Source organism: Gemmatimonadaceae bacterium (assembly GCA_036496605.1).
In the GTDB taxonomy this organism is placed as follows: Bacteria; Gemmatimonadota; Gemmatimonadetes; order Gemmatimonadales; family Gemmatimonadaceae; genus AG2.
Genome location: DASXKV010000029.1, coordinates 123,378 through 142,547, shown reverse-complemented (window position 1 = coordinate 142,547; position 19,170 = coordinate 123,378). Strand labels below are relative to the sequence as shown.

The following is a 19,170-nucleotide window of genomic DNA, read 5'->3' as shown; positions in this document are numbered from 1 at the left end:
CCGAGCCGGGGTCGCATTCACGACCGTCAGCTCCGCCGCGAACGCATCCATGAGCTGCTGGACGCGCCGCAGCATGTCGAACTTCCGAATGTCTTTCGCCTTCATACTGTCCCCCTCCTGGGTGTGAAGCAGTTGGACGCCTGTCGTTATGTGATCCACCCGCCTTCGCTCGCGCGTGGCGAAGACTCGGGACCCCTCACCGCCGGCGTCGTGCGCGTTGTAGTGCCCCTGTACTAGAGAGAACACGGCGCGCGCCAAAGTCCCTAGTCGATGCGCAGGAATGCGTGGTGCGCCAGCGAATCAATCGCGGGCGTGTCGTGTTTTGCCGTGGGCGTGTCGTGTTTTGCCGCGGGCGCGTCGTGTTTTGCTTCGGTCCTGTCGTGAGGCGCGACGGGCGTGTCGTGAAATGCAGCCGGCGCCTGCCAACGAATCAGGGAGACTGCCATTCTTGCGACGGGCGTGTCCAACTTTGTCCCGGTGCACTCACGTGAAGCGCGCGTCGCCTTCGATTTTACACGCGTCGCCTTCGATTTTGCGCGGGGCGCGTCGCGAGTTGTCGCGAGCGCCTCACGAGTTGGCAGGTGATGCTGCCTATGCGGCAGCGGAGCCGACGTTTTTGCCGCCGGCGCCTTCAGATTTGGAACGGTCACCTTCGGATTTGGAACGGTCACCTTCGGATCTGGAGCGTTTCCCTTTTTTGCGGGAGGGGCGCAGCACGCGCGCGGCGTCGCAGCGCTCGCACAGCTCCTCGATGATGTCGTACCAGACGGAGCGATCGAGCTCGGGGTATGCGAGCGCATCCTGCGGTAACGACACCCGCAAGAAGCGGAAGGCGGCCTCCCGAACGGCGCGAAGTGCCGAACGGCGTCTCGCACCTCTTCGGCGCCGGCGAGACGGTAGCGCGTGCGAAGCGGCGACCGTACAATCGATAGCCATGACCAAGCGTCGATACGGGGACGAGGAAGCACGCGAGATCTTCAGTCTCGCGACGACGGGCGAAACGCGCGATCAGGCGCTGCCCGCCGATTCCGGCGGGCTGACCCTCGATGAGCTCCAGGGCATTGGTCAAGAGGCGGGCATCGAGCCAGCACGAATCGCGCAAGCTGCGGAGAGACTCGACGCGCGCGGGAGGTCGGCGCCCATGCGGCGGTCCTTCGGGCTGCCGGTCGGAGTGTCGCGGGTGGTCGAGTTACCGCGAGCCCCAACGGATCGGGAGTGGGAGCAACTGATTTCTGAATTCAGGACAACGTTCGGAACGCAGGGGCACGTAACGACTTCCGGCGGGCTCCGCCAATGGTCGCAGGGCAACCTGCATATCTCCGTCGAGCCTAACGAGCGTGGTGAACAGCTCCGCCTCAGCACCCTCAAGGAGGACGCCATCGGCCTCAACGGACTCGCGGTCGTGCTGGGCGGAATGTCGGCACTCATGGGCGCAGTGGTCGCTGCCGCTGGCAAGCCGGGGAAGGCGCTCCTGATCCTCGCGATGTTCGGCGGAATGTCACTCTTCGCGTTCGGAGCCAACTTGGTTCGGTTGCCCCGGTGGGCTCGGCAGCGCGAGCGGCAGATGGAAGCGCTCGCCGAGCATGCAGTGAAGCTGCTCTCCAAACCATAGTCGGCCAGTCCCTAATTCGGCGAGACGGGGACTGCCACCTAACGAACGTGCCGTGCATCTGACGCAGCTCTTCGATGCCTCGCTCCGCGGACGCGCGGATCGCGTGGGGCTGGAGTATCTCGACGACGCCGGTTCGGTCGTCGCCCTCACCTTCGGTGAGGTGGACACCCGCGCGGACCGGATGGCCGCTGAGCTCGCGGCGCGCGGACTTCGCCGCGGCGACCGACTCTGCGTGAACCTCCCGAATGGCGCCCCATTCCTCGACATATTTCTCGCCTGCGCGCGGCTTGGCGCGGTGCTCGTGCCGATCAACACGCTATACCGTGAGCGCGAGCTGCGGCACATCATCGCCGATGCCGAGCCGGTCGCCACCGTCGTCATGCCTAACGCGGACGCGACGTATCCCGCCAGCGCGACGCTGTGGCGCATCGACGCGCTGAGCGCCGGCGCCGCGTCGCGCCCGGCGTCGCGCTCCGACGTGTCGCTCGACGGCGATGATCCAGCGCTGATCATCTACACGTCCGGAACCACCGGCGTCGCGAAGGGGGCGGTGCTCACGCACAACAATCTGGCGACGAACGGCATCACGCTCGCGACGGTGTGGCGCTTCACCGAGGCCGATCGCTACCTCGCGATGCTGCCGCTGTTCCACGTGCACGGCCTTGGGAACGGCGTGCACTGCTGGCTGCTCAGCGGCTGCCGCATGCGCCTGCTCGAGCGGTTCGACCAGCGCGCCACGCCCGCGGCGATGGCCGCGTTCGCGCCGACGGTGGTCTTCGGCGTGCCGACGGTGTACGTGCGAATGCTCGACCCGGCCGTCGTTCCCGACGCGCAGACCGCGGCGATCGCGCGCGCCGCACGGCTCTTCGTCTCCGGTTCGGCGCCACTGCCGACGCACGTGCTCGAGGCGTTCCGCGCCCGGTATGGCCACACGATCCTCGAGCGCTACGGCATGAGCGAGTCGCTCATGATCATGAGCAACCCGTACGAGGGCGAGCGGCGCGCCGGCTCGGTGGGGTTCCCGCTCCCGGGCGTCTCGGCTCGCCTCGTCGGTGACGACGGCGCCGTGGTGGGCGATGACGCGGTCGGCGAAGTGGAGATCCGTTCGCCGCACCTCTTCGCCGGCTACTGGCGCCGCCCCGAGGCGACGGCGGCCGCATTCCACGACGGTTGGTTTCGCACCGGTGACCTCGCGATCCGGTCGAACGACGGCCACTATCACCTTCGTGGGCGGCGGGGTGACTTGATCATCAGCGGCGGCTTCAACATCTACCCGCGCGAGATCGAGGAGCTGCTGCTGGAGGATTCGCGCGTGCGGGAGGCCGTCGTCGTCGGCCTGCCTGACGAGGCGCGCGGAGAGGTCCCTATCGCATACATCTGCGCCGACGACACCCTCGACGTCACGGAGCTCGAACGTCTATGCCGCGCCCAACTGGCGTCGTTCAAGATCCCGCGCGCCTTCATCCGGATGGAGGCGCTCCCCCGGACGGCGCTCGGGAAGGTCCAGAAGCATCTGCTCCCGCCGCCAGCCGAGGCGCCCGGACACCGCTGAATCGGCAGCAGGTCGCCGGGTTCTGGGCCGCTTGGGCCGGCTGGCTCCTCGACGGCATGGACTCGGTGATCTACGCTCTGGTGCTTGCGCCGGCGCTCACCGAGCTACTGCCACGCTCGGGGATGTACGCGTCGCCGCGGAACGTGGCGTCGGTCGGCTCGCTGCTGTTCGCGCTGTTCCTCGTCGGCTGGGGCTTTTCATTTCTCTGGGGGCCGATCGCCGACCGATTTGGACGTACGCGCTCTCTGGCTGCAACGATCCTCGTCTATGCGCTGTTCACCGGCCTCTCGGCGTTCGCGACGACGGTGTGGCAGCTCGGCGTGTTCCGTTTCCTCGCCGGCGTCGGCGTGGGCGGCGAGTGGGCGATGGCCGGCACCTATGTCGCGGAGGCGTGGCCGGAGGATCGGCGAAAGATGGGAGCCGGCTACCTCCAGACGGGCTACTACTTCGGCTTTTTCGTCGCCGCGGCGCTCAACTACACCGTCGGTGCGCGCTACGGATGGCGCGCGATGTTCCTCTGCGGCTTCGTCCCTGTGATCGTGTCGCTGTTCACGTTCTCGAGGGTGCGCGAGCCCGAGCGCTGGAGGCGCGTACAGACGGCCGCGGTGCGGCGCACCGGGAGCCCGCTCGCGGAGCTCTTCGGCCCGACGTATCGACGACGCACGATCGTGAACGCGACGCTGCTCACCGTCGCGATCATCGGCCTGTGGGCCGGCGCCGTTTACGAGCCGACGGCCATCACGACGCTCGCGCGACAGGCGGGGATGTCGCCGCGGGCCGGGGCGCGGCTGGTGTCCTTGGGCACAGCCGTGCTCTCCACCGGCACGATCCTCGGCTGCCTCTGCCTCCCGATCCTCGCGGAGCGGTGGGGGCGACGTCGCACGCTCGCGCTCTATTTCGCTGGGATGATGGTGACCATCCCCCTCGCGTTCGGCTGGGCGCTCTCGCGACCGGACGGCCTCGTGCCGTTCATCGTCATCCTGTTTTTCATGGGTTTCGCCGGCGGCAACTTCGCGGCATTCAGCCTCTGGCTGCCGGAGCAATACGACACGCGCGTCCGCGCAACGGCCTTCGCGTTCAGCACGTCGGTCGGCCGATTTGTGGGCGCCGCCGTGAACTTCGCGCTGGCCGCGGCGGTGCTGCGCGCTGGATCGTTAGGCGCCCCGGTGGCCCTGACGGGCCTCGCGTTCGGGCTCGGCCTGCTCGTGATCCCGTTCGCCATCGAGACGCGCGGCCAGCGGTTGCCGGAGTGAGGGAGAGGAGCAGGAGCACGCGCGAGCAGCGCGTGCGACTCCACATAAGACCATCTGCGTTGAGCGACAGCGAAAAGCAGCCGCTTGACGGTTCCCCCAACGCCCGCGAACGTTCGGGCAGCGCGCACTCGGGGCGCCTCCAGTCCGCGGCAAGGGAATTCTCCCACCCGATGAAGCACGACTGAACCGCAGGGTTGATCCCTTTCTCCTGCCGGTGCTCAGCGGACCGTCCGGCGATACGGAGGAAGGTCCATGAGCGACGCGCACGCACGCGACCGTAGTCTAGAGAGCCTCAAGAAGGAAGCGAAGCGCTGGCTCGCCGCGCTTCGGGTCAACGATCCGGAAGCGCGAGCGCGCTTCGCGCGAGCAATTCAGAATCCGCCTAATGCTCCGACGCTGCGTGACGTGCAGCTGGCCCTCGCGCGCGAGTATGGGTTCGACGGCTGGGCAGAGCTCGTGCGAGTCGTCGAGACACGCGATGCCGAAGCGCGGGCGACAGGTCAGGCCGCGCTCGCCCGCTACGAGACGATGGCCGACGTGCTCCTCGACGCGTATCGCACCGGGACTGCGGAGGCGATGGAGCGACTCTATCGCTACACATGGCATCGACGTACCTGGTCGGCGTTTCGCACATACGCTCAACTCGACCTCGGCAAACGGCCCACACATGAAGCCGACGACGTCGATCTCTCCGTCGACGACGCTCGCTATCTCGTTGCCGTGGAGCACGGGTTTCCGAGCTGGGACGCGCTACGCTCATTCACACAGTCGCCCAGACGGGAACGCCGGCTCGCTGCGAAGCCGGTGCGCGTGAGGAAGCCAGTCGAGGGTGAAGACCCACCGGTCTTCGAGTCGCGCGACTGGGACGAGATCATGGATTTTCTCGCCGGTCATCCTCACCTGCGTCTCGATGCTGAGGGGCAGATGACCGATGAGATTCTCGCGGAGCTGTGTCGCATCGATTCGTTGGGCGCAGTGGACCTCGCCGGATCGCAAGGCGTGACAGACGCCGGCGTGCGCCATCTCCGTCGGCTCGGCGGACTCAAAACACTCAATCTCGACGGCACCGCCGTCACCGATGACGGCCTGACGATCCTGCGCGATCTCCCGGCACTCGAGTTGGTCGGCCTGCACTGGACCGCGATCAGCGATCGTGGCGCGCGATATTTAGCAAACTGTCAACAACTGGAACGCGTGGATCTCGGCGGCACGCGCACCGGCGATGGAGCGCTCGCCTCGCTCGCCGGCAAGCCGCGCTTGCGCGAGCTGACGACCGGGACCGAGGTCAACGATGCCGGTCTTCGCATGCTGCACGAGATGCCGGTGTTCAAGACGTGGCAGGGCGGCGAGCCCGAATTTGCCCTGACAAGCTATCGATCCGCGCCGAATTATCTGACGCTGCGCGGACGCTTCACGGATAACGGTATCCAGCATTTGCGCGGAATGGATGGGCTCTTCGGCTTGAACCTCGACGACGCGAATCTGGCTATTACGGCAGCGGCGATGGAACCGCTCGTCTCGCTGCCGAACCTTGGCTGGCTTGCCGTGAATGCGAAGGACAACTGGATGCCGCAGATCGCGCGCATGCCAAAGCTTCGCTTTCTTGGCGCGCAGGACACCGCCACCGGCGACGATGGCTGGGTCGCCTTGAGTCAGTCGCGCAGTCTCGAGATGATCTGGGGCCGACGCTGCCACAATCTGCGGACGCGCGGCTTCCACGCGCTGAGCAGGATACCGAAGCTGCGTGGATTGTCGGTGAGTTGTCTCAACGTCGATGACGAAGGCGTCGCGGCGCTGCCCGAGTTTCCGTCGCTTCGCGAGCTCATGCCGATGGATATACCCGACACGGGCTACCGTCACATCGGACGGTGTGAGCGACTCGAATCACTCGTACTCATGTACTGCCGAGATACAACGGACGCCGCTACTGAGCACCTGACCAAGCTCCCGGGACTCTCGTACTACTTCAACAGCTACACGACAATCACCGATCGTACACCGGAATTGCTCTCGACGATGGACTCTCTCGAGCGGATCACGTTCGACGCCTGTCACGGTCTTACAAACTCTGGCGTGGCGAAACTCGAACGCCTGCCCAAATTGCGCGAGCTCCGGGTCGCGGGTCGCGGCGTTACGAGCGAAGTGTCGAAGGCGTTCACCGCCTCCGTCTTGGTTCGCTCAGGATGACACGCTGTGGTTTGTGTTTGCCCTCTACCCTCTACGCTCTACCCTCTACGGTCGCCGATAGCTCGGCGGCAGCGACCTATACCGCTGCTCCAGCATGTCCTGCCTTGTCACGTCGTGAACTTCGCGACCGCGAATGAACACATGCTCCGGCTGCGTCGCGAACTCGAACGGATCACCGGACCAGACGACGACGTCGGCATCACGTCCCGGCTGCAACGATCCGACGCGATCGGCGACCCCGAAGATCTCGGCAGGCGTCAATGTGATCGCGCGCAGCGCATCCTCGCGCGACATGCCGTACGCAACTGCATTACCCGCTTCGAATCGCACGTTGCGAACGTTGAAAGCATCCTCATCGCCGCCCCCGGCGTTGCCGATCAGAGCGACTGTCACACCAGCACGACGAAGCAGGCCCGCGTTCTCCTGACGCGTGCCCAGCGTGGAGAAGTTGCGCGGGATATTGTTCATCGCGCCGGTGAGCACCGGCACCTTCGCCGCTGCCAGCTTCTCCGCAACCATCCACGCCTCTGACCCGCCGCCGATGATCAGCTTCAGCTTGTAGTCCTGAGCGAGCTTGATCGCACTCTCGATGTCGCTCGAGCGGTCCGCCTCGAGCAGGAGCGGAACGCGTCCATCGAGCACGGGGATGAGTGCCTCGAGGTCGGCACGGCTCGCGGCGAACTGCCGGGTTTGAGCACGTTCGTAGTCGGCCTTTCGACGGCTATATGCGCGCGCATCGTCGAGCACCTCGCGCAATCGCATCATCAGCTCGCCGCGCGACTGAACGAGCGCTTGTTGCCCGCCGCCGCCACCACCCCCTTGCTGCGCACCGATCTGGCCAACCATTGCCGCCGGCGCTCGCATCACGATGTCGGCGGCGTCACCTTCGACGAGATGGAGCACGGCGGCTTGTCCGGCGATGATGCCACCGCGCGGCTCGATGACGACAGTCGTTATGCCGGCCGCTCGGGCTGGCGGAACCAACACGGACAGCGGGTTCAAGCCGTCCCAAACGGTGAAAGCCGCGGCGATTCCTTCACGCCCACGCGCCGAGGAGTTGCGAGTCGAGTTGACCGCGCTAATCTCGGTGATCGTGAGTTGCGTTGCCGCGTTCACGAGGCCCGGCGTGACGATCTTACCGGCGGCGTCGATGCGCTGTGCGTCTGCGGGCACCGGCACATTCGCGCCGACGGCGAGAATCCGTCCATCCCGAATGACGACGGTGCCATTGCTAATGGCAGGCCCACTCACGGGATAGACCGTTCCACCGACGATCGCAATCGTTTGCGCTCCCGCCGGAGCGGCGATGACGAGCGCGAGGACCAGCTGCTTCGTTAGGCTTCGCATCTATCGGCCTCCCGCGGCAATGTCGGGAACGAATCCAAGCTCGAAGTCCGTGCGCCAACGCTGCGCCGGGTCGAGCCGGTCAAAGAGCATCGCGCCGTCGATCCAGACCTTCTCCGCTCGTGAGTAAACGCTGAACGGATCACCAGACCAGAGCACGACGTCGGCGTTCTTGCCGCTCTCGATCGAGCCGATCTTGTCATCGAGGCCCAGCGCCCAGGCCGGATTGATCGTCAACCATTTGATCGCCTGATCCTCGGTGATCGGTATGCCGATGCGGTTTCCCTCGGCCATTCCCTTGGCCGCCTCCTGGTTGAGTCTTTGCTCACCAGACGCGTCGTCCGAGTGAACGATCGTTCGCGCACCCGCATGGTCGATGAGCGCCATGTTCGCGCGCACCGCGTCCACCGCTTCCATCTTGAACGCGCCCCAGTCTGCCCACACCGACGCGCCGATGTTCTCGCGCGCGAGCAGATCGGCGATCTTGTAACCTTCGACCGCGTGATGGAATGAGCGGATCTTGTAGCCGAACTCGTGCGCGATGTCGATCATCTGCGCCATCTCGTCGGCACGATAGCAGTGATTATGCACGAGGATGTTGCCGCGCAGCACCTCGGCAAGTGTTTCGAGTCCGAGATCGCGCTGTGGTGGATCGCCCTGATGCGTCTCGTTCCATTTGTCCCACTGCCGGCGATATCGTTCTGCCTGGATCCACGCCGCGCGATAGCCGGCGACGTTGCCCATACGAGTCGAGGGACCGCGATTCGCATACACGCGTTTGGGGTTCTCACCGCAAGCCATCTTGAGTCCGTACTTGGCGCCGGGGAATTTCATCCCCTGCACGGTGCGCGACGGCACGACCTTGAGCACGGCGCTCCGGCCGCCGATGAGGTTCGCCGAGCCGGGGAGGACTTGAAGCGTCGTCACACCACCGGCGAGGGAGCGCGGGAACTGCGGGTCCTGCGGCCACACGGAATGCTCGACCCAGACCTGCGCCGTCACCGGGTTGGTCGCCTCGTTGACGTCGTCGGTATTGGCCCCCTGCTCAGAGGGAACGCCGCCAGCGCCGATGTGCGAGTGGTCATCGATGATCCCGGGCGTTAGGTATTTGCCCGTGCCGTCAATAACGATGGCGTCACCTGGCGCGTTCACGCTCGCGCCGACCTGCGCGATCTTGCCGTTTTGAAGGAGTACCGCGCCACCGCGAATCGTCGGGCCGGCGGCAGTGAGAATCGTGACGTTGCGAATGACCGTCGGTCGGGATGCAAATGGGCGATAGGTGCTCGGGAAGGGATCGGCGTTAGGCGCCGAAAGGGCACCGGCGCCGGCGGCAGTCGTGCGCGGCACGGCGCTGTCGCGGCGCGTTTCCGCGGCGGCAGCAACGCTCGGCGCTGGTTGGGCCTGGGCAGGCGTTGGTGAGCTTTGCGTCGTGCGCGTTCCCGACGAGCAGCCGGCAACGATCGCGATCGACGCGACCATCGTGAACGTGAATCGCATGTGACCGAGGTTCTCCAGGCGCGGGTCCGATTGACGAGCTCAGGTTCGGCGCAGGAAGCTAGGCCGGTCGCGACGACGCGCTAGATGTCACGGCAGCAGCCGGATGTCGTCTCCGCACAATCCATCGACGCCGAGTGCGATGAGGCGCTCCGCGTCCGCGGTGCCATTGACCGTCCACGCGATTACATGACCGCCCGCGGCGTGCACGCGCTCGACGAGCGACGCGTCGATGAGCTCCCACTGCGGCCACACATCCAGGGCCGAAGCATTCCGCATCGATCGCGCGACGTCGACGGGATACGCGTCGAACAGGATGCCTCGTCGCAGCTCGGGAGCGATCGTGGCCGCGCGCGCGACCGCGGCGTGATCGAAGCTGTGCACGGCGCACGCTGCGTGACTCCCACGAATCACCCCGATCGTTCGCTCTTCGACCTCACGACCTTTCAGCTCGACGTAGACCATCGCCCGGCCAGCCGCGAAGGCGAGCACTTGCTCGAGACTCGGCACACATACATCGGGCGCTATTTCGACGCGCGCGACTTCGCGCCACGCCATCGACACGATCGGGCGCTTTGCCCTGCTAGCGCCAGATGTCAGATCGGGGTCGTGGTGCACGACGGGAACACCGTCGCTTGTCACGTGAACGTCGAGCTCGACCGCGTCCGCGCCGAGCTCGATGGCGCGCGCGAAGGAGGGCAATGTGTTCTCGGGGAATTCACGCGGCGCGCCGCGATGACCGATGCGTTGCGCGGCCCGTCTGGAGGTAGGCATTCGCAGTATTATTCACCGCCGCGCCCGTCAGGCGGAAGCCGCTCCGAGGGCCAGGAATGCGCAAAAGAGGTCAAGACGGCCTTAACGAGAACAGCTTCCGTGACGTCTACTGCGCGACCGAATGACTGACGCTTCCCGAGGTGGCGATGGCGAGGGCGGGGGCCAATCGGATCTGGATCTCATCGCGCGATGGCGGCGCGGGGACGAGCATGCAGCAACCGAGCTCGTCGCACGTCACGCCCAGGCGCTGGCGCGGTTCGCCTGCAGCTTCGGCGCGATCGACGAAGCGGACGATCTCGTCCAGGACACCTTCGTCCGCGCGTTCAATTCGCTCGATGGGTTCCGCGGCGAGAGCTCGTTCCGCACGTGGCTGTTCACCATCGAACGCCGATTGCTGCTCGATCGCAGACGCGCCGAGAAGCGACGGCCAATCCGGGTCGAGGTGCAGGAAGGTGACGCGGCGACGGAGTACGACGCGCTCGACTCGATGGTCGCCGGCGAGGCGGCCAATCGCGTGCGAGAAGCAATGAAGAAGCTCTCGCCGACGCAGCGCGAAGTGTTCACGCTGCGAGTTGCACAAGGGTTGTCTTATAAGGAGATTGCCGACCTGGTCGGCACGACGGAGGGCGCGGCACGCGTGCATTACCATAACGCGATGCGCGCCGTGAAGGAGTATCTCGATGACTGATTGTCCCAACGCGGAAATGCGCGATCGGCTTCCTGACTTGCTGCACGAGCGACTCGACGCGAGCGACCGTGCAGCCATCATGATGCACGTTGCGCAATGCGCGGATTGCCGCGGTGAGCTCACGATCTTGCGTGAAGCGCACGTGGCGTTGACGTCAGACATGCGAGCCGTCGACGTCGCGGCGATTGCGCGCGTGGTCGTGACGCGCGCGTCAGCGTCGGGCGTGCATTCGCCGTCGGGGCGACGGCGGGCCCGTACGTGGATGGATTGGCGCATCGCGGCGTCGATTGCAGTGGTCGCGATCGGAAGCGCGTCGTTCGCCCTGATTCGTTCGCGTCAGCACACGCTGCCAGTGCCGAGCGCACCTGTCGTCGCCGAAGCGACGCCGGAGTCTGTAAGCGCGCCAAAGAACGCTGTGTCTTCCGAGCGCCTCCCGTCGCACACAGCGCCGGCGCCAGCCGCGACGACCGCCGAGCTCTCCGCTGCTGGTGGTGTGAGCGACTTGAGCGACAGGGATCTCCGCGCGCTACTCGACGATCTCCAATCGATTGACGCGGAGCCGCCGACGGAGCCGGAGCCAGTGAGCGTTCGCGTTACGCTCCCCGGCAGCCGAGGAGGCACCGATTGATGACGTGGCGTGCGCTCTTGCCCGTCGCAGCGATCATGCTTGCGCAGAGCGCGACGCCGGCGCACGCCCAGCTTCGGCCACGTCGTGACGTCGCGCTTCCGCGCGCCGGCGCGGGACGGCAGTTGCCAGGCGACCAACAGGTCGGAAATCGAGCGCAGCTCGAGCGGCGCTTTCAGCAGATGCTCTATCAAATGACGCGTCGGCGCGTTGGACTCAACGATGCGCAGATGAATCAGCTGGTGCCGGTCAATCAGCGTTTCGAATCGCAGCGCCGGCAATTGCAGCGACAGGAGCGTCAGACGCGGCTGTCACTGCGCGACGCGATGCGCGATTCGACGCAGACCGACCAGACGAAGATCTCGGGATATCTCGACCAGCTGACGCAGCTTCAGAAACAGCGCGTGGAGCTCTTCGCGCAGGAGCAGCGCGATCTCGCGCAGTTCATGACGCCGCTGCAGCGTGCGCGCTATACCGCCTTGCAGGAGCAGGTGCGCCGGCGCGTCGAGCAGATGCGACGGCAGAGCGGTGCAACCGCGGATTCCGCGCTCGCCAAGCCGCCAGAGGGGTAGAGGGCAGAGAGTTGCGGGCAGAGTGTTCGTTCACTCCCTACCCGCTACCCTCTACCCTCTGCGCGTTGAGGAAGTCGCCGGCACGGAGTACATTGCGCGATCGGCCCGGGTGGTGGAATTGGTAGACGCAGGGGACTCAAAATCCCCCGGCCTTCGGGCCTTGCGAGTTCGAGTCTCGCCTCGGGCACTAAGCAAACGATAGCACTCAGTCCGCGCGGCCAGGCTTTATTCCCTTGCTGAAGTCCGCGAACTCGACGTGCACATGCGACTTCTCGTCGAACGCGAGCGTCGCGCCGAGCTTTGTGCTGATGTCCCTGATCCGGTGATTCAGTCCGAAGCCGATGATGTCGACGGCGTAGCCGGTTCCATGCTTGCTCGTGCCAGGGTGGGCCACCGGTGCAACCGATAGATCCCAGCGCGTCGACGGCGGCATCAGCTTGTCGAGATTCGCCGAATCGATGATCAGCCGGAACTGCGCCTTGCAGATCTTCATCGTCTCCCAGCGCTTCACGACGAGCGCGTGCGAGCTCGTATCGTGCGGCTCCCCGATCGCCTGACTGTCCACATAACCGCGCTGCGGTGACGGCGGGTTTCGCATCATCTCACCAAGGATGATGCGGGTCTGCGCCCCCTCGCTCCTCTCGAGGCGAGTGAGTCCCTTGTTCAACATCCGTACGAGCAGCTCCCAATGGAAGTTCACCTTCCAGAACTGATCTTCGTCGTCCAGATAGCCGCTGATACAGCGACACTCCTTGGGGTAGTACGGCAGGATCGCTTCGAGCAGGTCACGTGTGTTCGGGTTGAACTTGAACTTGACCTTGGCGTCGACGAAGGTGTCGAAAGTGTGAGCGTCTACTCGCTCGACCGCAGTGGGCATACGGCCTCCGGAAAGAGTGTCAGCGACGCGGTTTGCCAGCGGCCTGAGACACTTTGGTGTCACCGAGCGCGTTCACGATTCTCCCGAGAACAGCACGCAGCGGCAAGCGCCGTTGGCCAGGCAGGATGTTCCAGCCATTGAAAACAACGACGATGTCGTCGTCACGCAGAGCGATGGGGAGTTGACCGCCAAATCCGGAGCCGGCCCAATAGAGCTGGGTGCTGTCACGGCCGAATGGATACAGCCACCAGGAGAGACCGTAGCGAGCCGCGCTTGGCGCAGGCCCCGTGGCGACTGCCGGCGACACCGAGGCGCGGACCCACTCGCGACTCAGCACTTCGCGACCATCCCAGCTGCCGTTTTTCAATACGAGATACCAGAGCTTGGCCAGATCACGCGCCTCGAGATAGAGCCCGCCCTCCGTGTCGGGGAGCCCGGTTGGACTGCGCTTCCAGTACCACCGCTCGATGCCGAGTGGAGCGAACAAATGCTGCGCGGCGTATTCCTCGATGTCGTGTCCCGTCGCGCGCACGAACACGTACGCGAGGAGCGCCGACGCGCCGCTGTTGTAGTTGAACACGCTGCCCGGATCGGCAGACATCGGACGATCGATGGTGAACTTGGTCCAGTCTGCACTCTCTTCCAGCGCGGTTGCCGTGTTCTTCGGATCCGTGTACGGAAGGCTTTCGTTCCAATCCAGCCCCGACGTCATCGTGAGCAAATGACGCACGGTCATCCGTCGCTTGCGCACGTCGATGTTGGCAACGGTGGTCGTATCGAAGAAGTTCAACACGGGCGTGTCAATGCTGGGGAAATCGCCGCGAGCAACCGCGGCCCCGATCACCATCGATGTGATCGTCTTCGTCACCGATTGCAGCGTGTGCAGGTCGCCGCGTCGGTAATACGGGTGCCACCAGGGGTCATAGTAGTTGTACGGACCCGTGTAGTCATGCGGGTTGAGCGCGCCGCGCACGTGCACCGAGTCCCGATACGCGCGATCGTAATCCTGCTGGTAGCGGCGATCGTAAACGAGTCGCCCGTGGCGTATCACGATCATGCGATCGATGTACCCGTAGCGACCCGCGCCGATCTCGGAATTGATGCTGTCGAGCACCGCCACGTTCAGCCCGACAGACTGCGGCGTGCCCGTAGGCCATTGCTTGGTCGGCCATGCCGTCTGTGCGCCGCTGATCGCGGCGTTGAGGGGAAGCGCGACGACAATGGCGGCTATCGATCGCAGGACACGCATCGCTCCTCCCGCGTTGTAGTTCGCGCTCGGCAACGCGCATCGGCGAAAGTACCTCTGCTTGCCGCTCTAAACTAGGCTCCCTAGCTTACTCGGCCCGCGCGGGACGGTACCCGGGCGTTTCCAGAGACAGTCCGCTCTCGACAGAATGGCAACCTACAAGTTCGCGAAGGTCCCCTCCGGCGGTGAACGCATCGGCTACGAGGGCGGTGCGCTCCGCGTGCCTAACAATCCGATTATCCCATACGTCGAGGGCGACGGGACTGGCGCTGATATCTGGAAAGCTTCGGTGCGAGTCTTCGACGCCGCCATCGAGAAGGCGTATGGGAGCGAGCGCCGCGTCCATTGGATGGAGGTCTTTGCGGGGGAGAAGGCGTACACCAACCATGGTGACTGGCTCCCGCAGGAGACCGTCGACGCGATGCAGGACTTCCGTGTGTCGATCAAGGGTCCGCTCACGACGCCCGTGGGTGGCGGCATTCGTTCACTGAACGTGACGCTGCGCCAGGTCTTGGATCTTTATGCCTGCATTCGTCCGGTGCGCTACTTCGAGGGCGTCGGAAGTCCGATGCGAGAGCCGCAGAAGCTCAACATCGTCGTCTTCCGCGAGAATACGGAGGACGTATACGCAGGTATCGAGTGGAAAGCCGGGAGCCCCGAAGCGAACAAGGTACGAGAGTTCCTCGTCTCGAACTTCGACGTCGACATTCGTGAGGGCTCGGCGCTCGGTATCAAGCCGATGTCCGAGTTCGGCTCGAAGCGCCTGATCGAGATGGCGATTCGTTACGCACTGAAGCACTGCCTCCCCTCCGTGACGCTGATGCACAAGGGGAACATCATGAAATTCACCGAGGGCGCGTTCCGCGATTGGGGCTACGATCTCGCGCGGACGAAGTTCGCGGAAAGCACGGTCACCGAAGCCGATCTGTCGAAGGGCGGAATCGGTGCGCGTGCGGACGCGGTCGTGGTGAAGGACCGCATTGCCGACTCGATGTTCCAGCAGCTCCTGCTGCGCCCTGATGAGTATTCTGTAATCGCGACGCCGAACCTCAACGGCGACTATGTCTCCGACGCCGCTGCGGCCCAGGTCGGCGGGCTCGGTATGGCCCCTGGCGGCAACATTGGCAACGGGCTGGCCGTCTTCGAGGCGACCCATGGTACCGCCCCCAAGTACGCGAATCTCGACAAGATCAATCCAGGCAGCGTGATCCTCTCCGGCGTGATGATGTTCGAGTACATGGGGTGGACCGAAGTGGCAGAGCGAATCGTCCGCGGGACGGAGAACGCGATTCGCTCGCGCCGGGTTACTTACGATCTCGCGCGACAGATGCCTGGCTCGACCGAGGTTTCGACGTCGGAATTTGGCAACCAGGTAATCAAGGGGATGGGGTCTTGAGACCTCGCTCGCTGCGCTCGCGACACGCTCCCTTGGAGTCGCGCTCCTCTCACTTCGTTCTCACTACATGAGTCTCGCCCTCTCGGTGCGCGCCGCTGACTTTGGCGCGCTCGACACGCCGTTGCTCGTTCTCGCCCTCCCGTCGAGCGCCGGTGTTGATGATGCACTCAACTCCCTCGACCGCCGGCTTGGCGGAATTCTTCGCCGCACACTCGATCGCCGTGAATTCCGGGGCGCTCGCGACGAGCAGTTGCACCTGTCGAGCGCCGCGGCAGGCGTCGAGCGCCTGCTACTCGTTGGCATCGGGAAGGCGGAAGACCGCGCCGCATCGCTGCGTCGCGGCGCCGCGCTCGCCGCCCGGCAGGCATCGCGGCTTGGCGTGCGACGGATGGCCGTCTACGCCGGTGCGTTGAACGAATCCGAAGCCGAAGCGGTCGCCGTGGGGTTGAACGCCGGCGCGTGGGACTTCAAAGAGCTCAAAACTCCGCCGCCCGTCGAGGACGTGCGCGACTCCCTCGAGGAAGCGCTCATCCTCGGGAACGGGCCGGCGGCCGAACGTGGCGTTGCCACCGGTCGCGCGATTGGTGAGGGTCACTCGCTGGCGCGCCGGCTCGGGATGTTGCCCGGGAACATCTGCACGCCGGATTACCTCGCCGACACCGCCCGCGAGATTGCTCAGCGCCATGGAATGACAGTCACGGTTCTGGGCCGGGCGGAGATGGAGCGCGAGAAGATGGGATCTTTTCTCTGCGTCGCTCAAGGCACGCCGCAGGAGCCGAAGCTCATCGTCCTCGAGCACCGTCGCGGAAAACCGAACGACAAACCCGTCGGTCTCGTCGGAAAGGGACTTTGCTTCGACTCGGGGGGTATATCGATCAAGCCGGCGCAGGGGATGGAATGGATGAAGTTCGATATGTGCGGCGCGGCTGGCGTTCTCGGAGCAATGGAAGCGATCGGGCGGTTGCAATTGCCGGTGAACGTCGTCGGTCTCATCGGCTCGACGACGAACATGCCGTCGGGAACGGCGGTAAAGCCGGGCGATGTCGTGCAGGCGAGCAATGGCAAGTACATAGAGATCATCAATACCGACGCCGAAGGACGTTTGGTGTTGGCTGACGTGTTGGCGTACGCGGCGCGCTACAAACCGGCGGCGGTCATCGATGCCGCAACGCTCACGGGCGCCTGCGTCATCGCGTTAGGCCACACGGCGACGGGGGTGATGGGAAGCGACGAAGCACTCGTGCAGGAAGTGCTCGACGCGGGGAAGCGCGCTGGGGAACCGGGATGGCCGCTGCCGTTGTGGGACGATTACAAAGAGCTCATCAAGTCGGATGTCGCCGATATCAAGAATTCGGGCGGACGTCCGGCGGGCACGATCACGGCCGCGCTGTTCCTGAGGGAGTTCGCCGAGGAGTATCCCTGGGTCCATCTGGACGTCGCCGGGACGGCGTACACGGAATCAGATCTCGGCACGATTCCACGAGGTCCGACGGGCGTCCCGGTGGGAACATTCGTCGAATTCGTGCGGGGAAGGACGCGCTGATCGCACGCGCGCGACGGCTTCTGCTGCTGATCGGCCTCGGCCTGGCGGTCGGGGCCATTTTGCACCGCACCGCGGAGGCACAGGTCGACACGACGCGCGCGAAGCGCGACAGCTCGCGTGTCAAACGTGACTCGGCCGGCCGCGATTCGGCGGCGATCAAAATCCCCGCGAGGCCGACGCCGGATTCTCTGCTGCGCGACTCACTCGCGAAACGCGACTCGATTCGTCCGAAACCGCCCGTTCGCGATTCGATTCAGCCGCCGTATACACGCGCCCCGATGCCCGTTCCGCTCGCGATCGGGCGGACACTCGTCTTCGACAAGGCGGCGCTCTTCGCGAGCGGCGCAGTGACACTGCAAGATCTTCTCGACCGCATTCCCGGCATCACCGGGCTCAGGTCCGGTTGGATCGCGTCGCCGATGATGTCTTCGTATCTTGGAGACGTCAGGCGCGTCCGCGTCTTCTTCGATGGCGTCGAATACGACGAGGTCGACGAGCGCACGAGCGGTTTGCTCGACCTCACCGAGGTGCAGCTCTGGACACTCGAGGAGCTGCGCATCGAGTGGGGCGCAACGGAGGTTCGCGTCTATACACGTACCTGGCGTGTCGATCACACGACGCCGTACACGCGCACGGACATCAGCACCGGCGATCAGCAGACGAACCTTTACCGTGGCTACTTTGGCAAGCGCTTCGGCGGAGGAGAAGGTGTTCAGGTCGGCGCACAGCAATACGGCACGACACCACCGGGCCGCGTCAGCCCGAGCAGTGATCAGCTTTCGCTACTCGGCCGACTTGGTTGGGCGAAGCGCGGTTGGAGCTTCGATGCCTTCGCGCTGCACACGAGCCGCAATCGAGGCGAGATCACTCCGCAGACGATTCGCGGCACGCAAGCGGTCGACAGCGTGCCAGCGCTCACGGCAACACGCACCGATGCATATCTGCGCCTTGGCTATGGCGACCCTGAGCAGGGCCCATGGATGCAGGCAATGGCCAGCTCGGTGGGCTACACGATCTCGCATCAATCGAACAATGGACTCGGACTGTCGAGCGGCGATACGCGCGAGAAGGACACGACTCGCTTTCGCGCTCAGTACGTACTATCGAGCGGCCTCACGCTCGGCCCGCTGCGCCTCGAGGCTGCCGAGCGATACCGCGTCGGCGATCTCAACTTGTCGCCGCCGATACCTCCGTGCACCGTCTGCCTAACGTCTATCCTGACGAAACGAGCAAAGGCGCCGACGCTCTGGACGCCCTCGGGCCGCGTGGAGTTCGTTACCGGCCCGCTCTCCGTCTCGGCGTTCGCCGAGGGAATGGGACCCGACTCGCTGAATCGGGCCGAGGTCACCGGGCGCCTAACGCCGCTGCCGTTCCTGAGCGTCCTCGCGACGGCCGGCACGAGCAAGGACCGGCAATCACCCGACTCGAGCAGCACGACAAACTTTCTTCGTGGCGAGGCAGCACTTCGCCTTTTTGGCGGATTGTGGCTCGGAGGAGGCGTGATCCGGCGGGATAGCACGTTGCTCGTTCCTCCTCGGGTGTTCGGCCGCCCGTACGTCGCGATCGAAGGCACACCAGCCACCGGCTACATGGCCGAGATCAACGGGACGATCTACAAAGCGCTCCGCATGCAGGCGTTCGGCGTTCGCTGGAACGACTCGGCGGGCTTTTACCGCCCGCAGTACCAGGCACGCACGGAAGTCTATCTCTCAACGAATTGGCTGAGTCGCTTCCCGAGTGGAAACTTCAGCATCCTCGCGTCGATCATGCACGAGTACCGATCGCGAACGTTGTTTCCGACGTTCGACACCACGGCAAACGCCTTCCAGGCGATCCCGGTGCCTGATTCACGAGTTTGGAACTTTCACCTCGAGATCCGGATCGTGAGTGCGATCTTCACGTATCAGTTCCGGGACATTCGTGGCGAGCCGTACGAGCTCGTGCCTGGCTACCTGATGCCGCGGCTGAACCAGTTCTACGGTGTGCGCTGGGAGTTCTGGAATTGAC

At 64.9% G+C, this 19,170-nt stretch carries 17 protein-coding genes and 1 tRNA gene; 11 read left to right on the top strand and 7 right to left on the bottom strand.

Going from position 1 to position 19,170, the window contains the following annotated elements:
• Positions 1 to 263: 263 nt before the first annotated feature.
• A complete protein-coding gene (locus VGH98_10060; GenBank protein ID HEY2376304.1) occupies positions 264 to 446 on the bottom strand; it encodes a hypothetical protein in 183 nt (60 codons plus the stop codon).
• A 145-nt stretch (positions 447 to 591) separates the two neighbouring features.
• Positions 592 to 816, bottom strand: a complete 225-nt coding sequence (locus VGH98_10055; GenBank protein ID HEY2376303.1) for a hypothetical protein — start codon at positions 814 to 816, stop codon at positions 592 to 594.
• A gap of 118 nt (positions 817 to 934) precedes the next feature.
• Here VGH98_10055 and VGH98_10050 point away from each other — a divergent pair, with 118 nt between their 5' ends.
• The 4 genes from VGH98_10050 (at position 935) to VGH98_10035 (ending at position 6,604) form a co-directional block, all read left to right on the top strand.
• Positions 935 to 1,612: a hypothetical protein gene (locus VGH98_10050; GenBank protein ID HEY2376302.1), complete on the top strand. Its 678-nt coding sequence runs from the start codon at positions 935 to 937 to the stop codon at positions 1,610 to 1,612.
• A gap of 52 nt (positions 1,613 to 1,664) precedes the next feature.
• The gene (locus VGH98_10045; GenBank protein ID HEY2376301.1) at positions 1,665 to 3,164 is read left to right on the top strand and encodes an AMP-binding protein; all 1,500 of its coding nucleotides are present in this window, start codon (positions 1,665 to 1,667) and stop codon (positions 3,162 to 3,164) included.
• 56 nt (positions 3,165 to 3,220) lie between these two features.
• The gene (locus VGH98_10040) at positions 3,221 to 4,417 is read left to right on the top strand and encodes an MFS transporter (protein HEY2376300.1); all 1,197 of its coding nucleotides are present in this window, start codon (positions 3,221 to 3,223) and stop codon (positions 4,415 to 4,417) included.
• A 252-nt stretch (positions 4,418 to 4,669) separates the two neighbouring features.
• On the top strand, positions 4,670 to 6,604 hold the full coding sequence (locus tag VGH98_10035) for a hypothetical protein (protein HEY2376299.1): 1,935 nt from the start codon (positions 4,670 to 4,672) through the stop codon (positions 6,602 to 6,604).
• A 45-nt stretch (positions 6,605 to 6,649) separates the two neighbouring features.
• Here the strand turns inward: VGH98_10035 and VGH98_10030 are convergent, their stop codons facing one another.
• The 3 genes from VGH98_10030 to VGH98_10020 all read right to left on the bottom strand — a co-directional run bounded on the left by VGH98_10030 (position 6,650) and on the right by VGH98_10020 (position 10,216).
• The gene (locus tag VGH98_10030) at positions 6,650 to 7,951 is read right to left on the bottom strand and encodes an amidohydrolase family protein (protein ID HEY2376298.1); all 1,302 of its coding nucleotides are present in this window, start codon (positions 7,949 to 7,951) and stop codon (positions 6,650 to 6,652) included.
• Positions 7,952 to 9,445 carry an amidohydrolase gene (locus VGH98_10025; protein HEY2376297.1) on the bottom strand — a complete coding sequence of 498 codons (1,494 nt, stop codon included), beginning with the start codon at positions 9,443 to 9,445 and terminating at the stop codon, positions 7,952 to 7,954.
• An 87-nt stretch (positions 9,446 to 9,532) separates the two neighbouring features.
• Entirely contained in the window at positions 9,533 to 10,216 is a 684-nt protein-coding gene (locus tag VGH98_10020) for a glycerophosphodiester phosphodiesterase (protein HEY2376296.1), read from the bottom strand.
• A 121-nt stretch (positions 10,217 to 10,337) separates the two neighbouring features.
• Here VGH98_10020 and VGH98_10015 point away from each other — a divergent pair, with 121 nt between their 5' ends.
• The 4 genes from VGH98_10015 to VGH98_10000 all read left to right on the top strand — a co-directional run bounded on the left by VGH98_10015 (position 10,338) and on the right by VGH98_10000 (position 12,288).
• Complete coding sequence (locus VGH98_10015; GenBank protein HEY2376295.1) at positions 10,338 to 10,904, top strand: RNA polymerase sigma factor; 567 nt, start codon at positions 10,338 to 10,340, stop codon at positions 10,902 to 10,904.
• Entirely contained in the window at positions 10,897 to 11,532 is a 636-nt protein-coding gene (locus VGH98_10010) for a zf-HC2 domain-containing protein (GenBank protein HEY2376294.1), read from the top strand. Before VGH98_10015 ends, VGH98_10010 begins: the two co-directional genes overlap by 8 nt.
• Positions 11,532 to 12,101 (top strand): hypothetical protein, encoded by a 570-nt coding sequence (locus VGH98_10005; protein ID HEY2376293.1) that lies wholly within the window; start codon positions 11,532 to 11,534, stop codon positions 12,099 to 12,101. Before VGH98_10010 ends, VGH98_10005 begins: the two co-directional genes overlap by 1 nt.
• Positions 12,102 to 12,204: 103 nt before the next feature.
• Positions 12,205 to 12,288 (top strand) — tRNA-Leu (locus VGH98_10000).
• Between the two features lie 18 nt (positions 12,289 to 12,306).
• On the opposite strand, the gene VGH98_09995 is transcribed toward VGH98_10000, so the two are convergent.
• Positions 12,307 to 12,978 (bottom strand): hypothetical protein, encoded by a 672-nt coding sequence (locus tag VGH98_09995; GenBank protein ID HEY2376292.1) that lies wholly within the window; start codon positions 12,976 to 12,978, stop codon positions 12,307 to 12,309.
• A 19-nt stretch (positions 12,979 to 12,997) separates the two neighbouring features.
• On the bottom strand, positions 12,998 to 14,227 hold the full coding sequence (locus VGH98_09990) for a serine hydrolase (GenBank protein ID HEY2376291.1): 1,230 nt from the start codon (positions 14,225 to 14,227) through the stop codon (positions 12,998 to 13,000).
• Between the two features lie 145 nt (positions 14,228 to 14,372).
• Here VGH98_09990 and icd point away from each other — a divergent pair, with 145 nt between their 5' ends.
• The 3 genes from icd to VGH98_09975 all read left to right on the top strand — a co-directional run bounded on the left by icd (position 14,373) and on the right by VGH98_09975 (position 19,169).
• Positions 14,373 to 15,620 (top strand): isocitrate dehydrogenase (NADP(+)), encoded by a 1,248-nt coding sequence (gene icd, locus VGH98_09985; GenBank protein HEY2376290.1) that lies wholly within the window; start codon positions 14,373 to 14,375, stop codon positions 15,618 to 15,620.
• A gap of 67 nt (positions 15,621 to 15,687) precedes the next feature.
• On the top strand, positions 15,688 to 17,163 hold the full coding sequence (locus tag VGH98_09980; protein HEY2376289.1) for a leucyl aminopeptidase: 1,476 nt from the start codon (positions 15,688 to 15,690) through the stop codon (positions 17,161 to 17,163).
• Positions 17,164 to 17,222: 59 nt separating this feature from the next.
• Entirely contained in the window at positions 17,223 to 19,169 is a 1,947-nt protein-coding gene (locus VGH98_09975; protein ID HEY2376288.1) for a hypothetical protein, read from the top strand.
• Position 19,170: the final 1 nt, after the last annotated feature.

What these genes read in the sequence shown, in the direction of transcription:
- VGH98_10060 (HEY2376304.1), bottom strand. Translation starts at nt 446, where the DNA reads ATGGCAGTCTCCCTGATTCGTTGGCAGGCGCCGGCTGCATTTCACGAC.
- VGH98_10050 (HEY2376302.1), top strand. Translation starts at nt 935, where the DNA reads ATGACCAAGCGTCGATACGGGGACGAGGAAGCACGCGAGATCTTCAGT.
- VGH98_10040 (HEY2376300.1), top strand. Translation starts at nt 3,221, where the DNA reads ATGGACTCGGTGATCTACGCTCTGGTGCTTGCGCCGGCGCTCACCGAG.
- VGH98_10035 (HEY2376299.1), top strand. Translation starts at nt 4,670, where the DNA reads ATGAGCGACGCGCACGCACGCGACCGTAGTCTAGAGAGCCTCAAGAAG.
- VGH98_10030 (HEY2376298.1), bottom strand. Translation starts at nt 7,951, where the DNA reads ATGCGAAGCCTAACGAAGCAGCTGGTCCTCGCGCTCGTCATCGCCGCT.
- VGH98_10025 (HEY2376297.1), bottom strand. Translation starts at nt 9,445, where the DNA reads ATGCGATTCACGTTCACGATGGTCGCGTCGATCGCGATCGTTGCCGGC.
- VGH98_10020 (HEY2376296.1), bottom strand. Translation starts at nt 10,216, where the DNA reads ATGCCTACCTCCAGACGGGCCGCGCAACGCATCGGTCATCGCGGCGCG.
- VGH98_10015 (HEY2376295.1), top strand. Translation starts at nt 10,338, where the DNA reads ATGACTGACGCTTCCCGAGGTGGCGATGGCGAGGGCGGGGGCCAATCG.
- VGH98_10010 (HEY2376294.1), top strand. Translation starts at nt 10,897, where the DNA reads ATGACTGATTGTCCCAACGCGGAAATGCGCGATCGGCTTCCTGACTTG.
- VGH98_10005 (HEY2376293.1), top strand. Translation starts at nt 11,532, where the DNA reads ATGACGTGGCGTGCGCTCTTGCCCGTCGCAGCGATCATGCTTGCGCAG.
- VGH98_09995 (HEY2376292.1), bottom strand. Translation starts at nt 12,978, where the DNA reads ATGCCCACTGCGGTCGAGCGAGTAGACGCTCACACTTTCGACACCTTC.
- VGH98_09990 (HEY2376291.1), bottom strand. Translation starts at nt 14,227, where the DNA reads ATGCGTGTCCTGCGATCGATAGCCGCCATTGTCGTCGCGCTTCCCCTC.
- icd (HEY2376290.1), top strand. Translation starts at nt 14,373, where the DNA reads ATGGCAACCTACAAGTTCGCGAAGGTCCCCTCCGGCGGTGAACGCATC.
- VGH98_09980 (HEY2376289.1), top strand. Translation starts at nt 15,688, where the DNA reads ATGAGTCTCGCCCTCTCGGTGCGCGCCGCTGACTTTGGCGCGCTCGAC.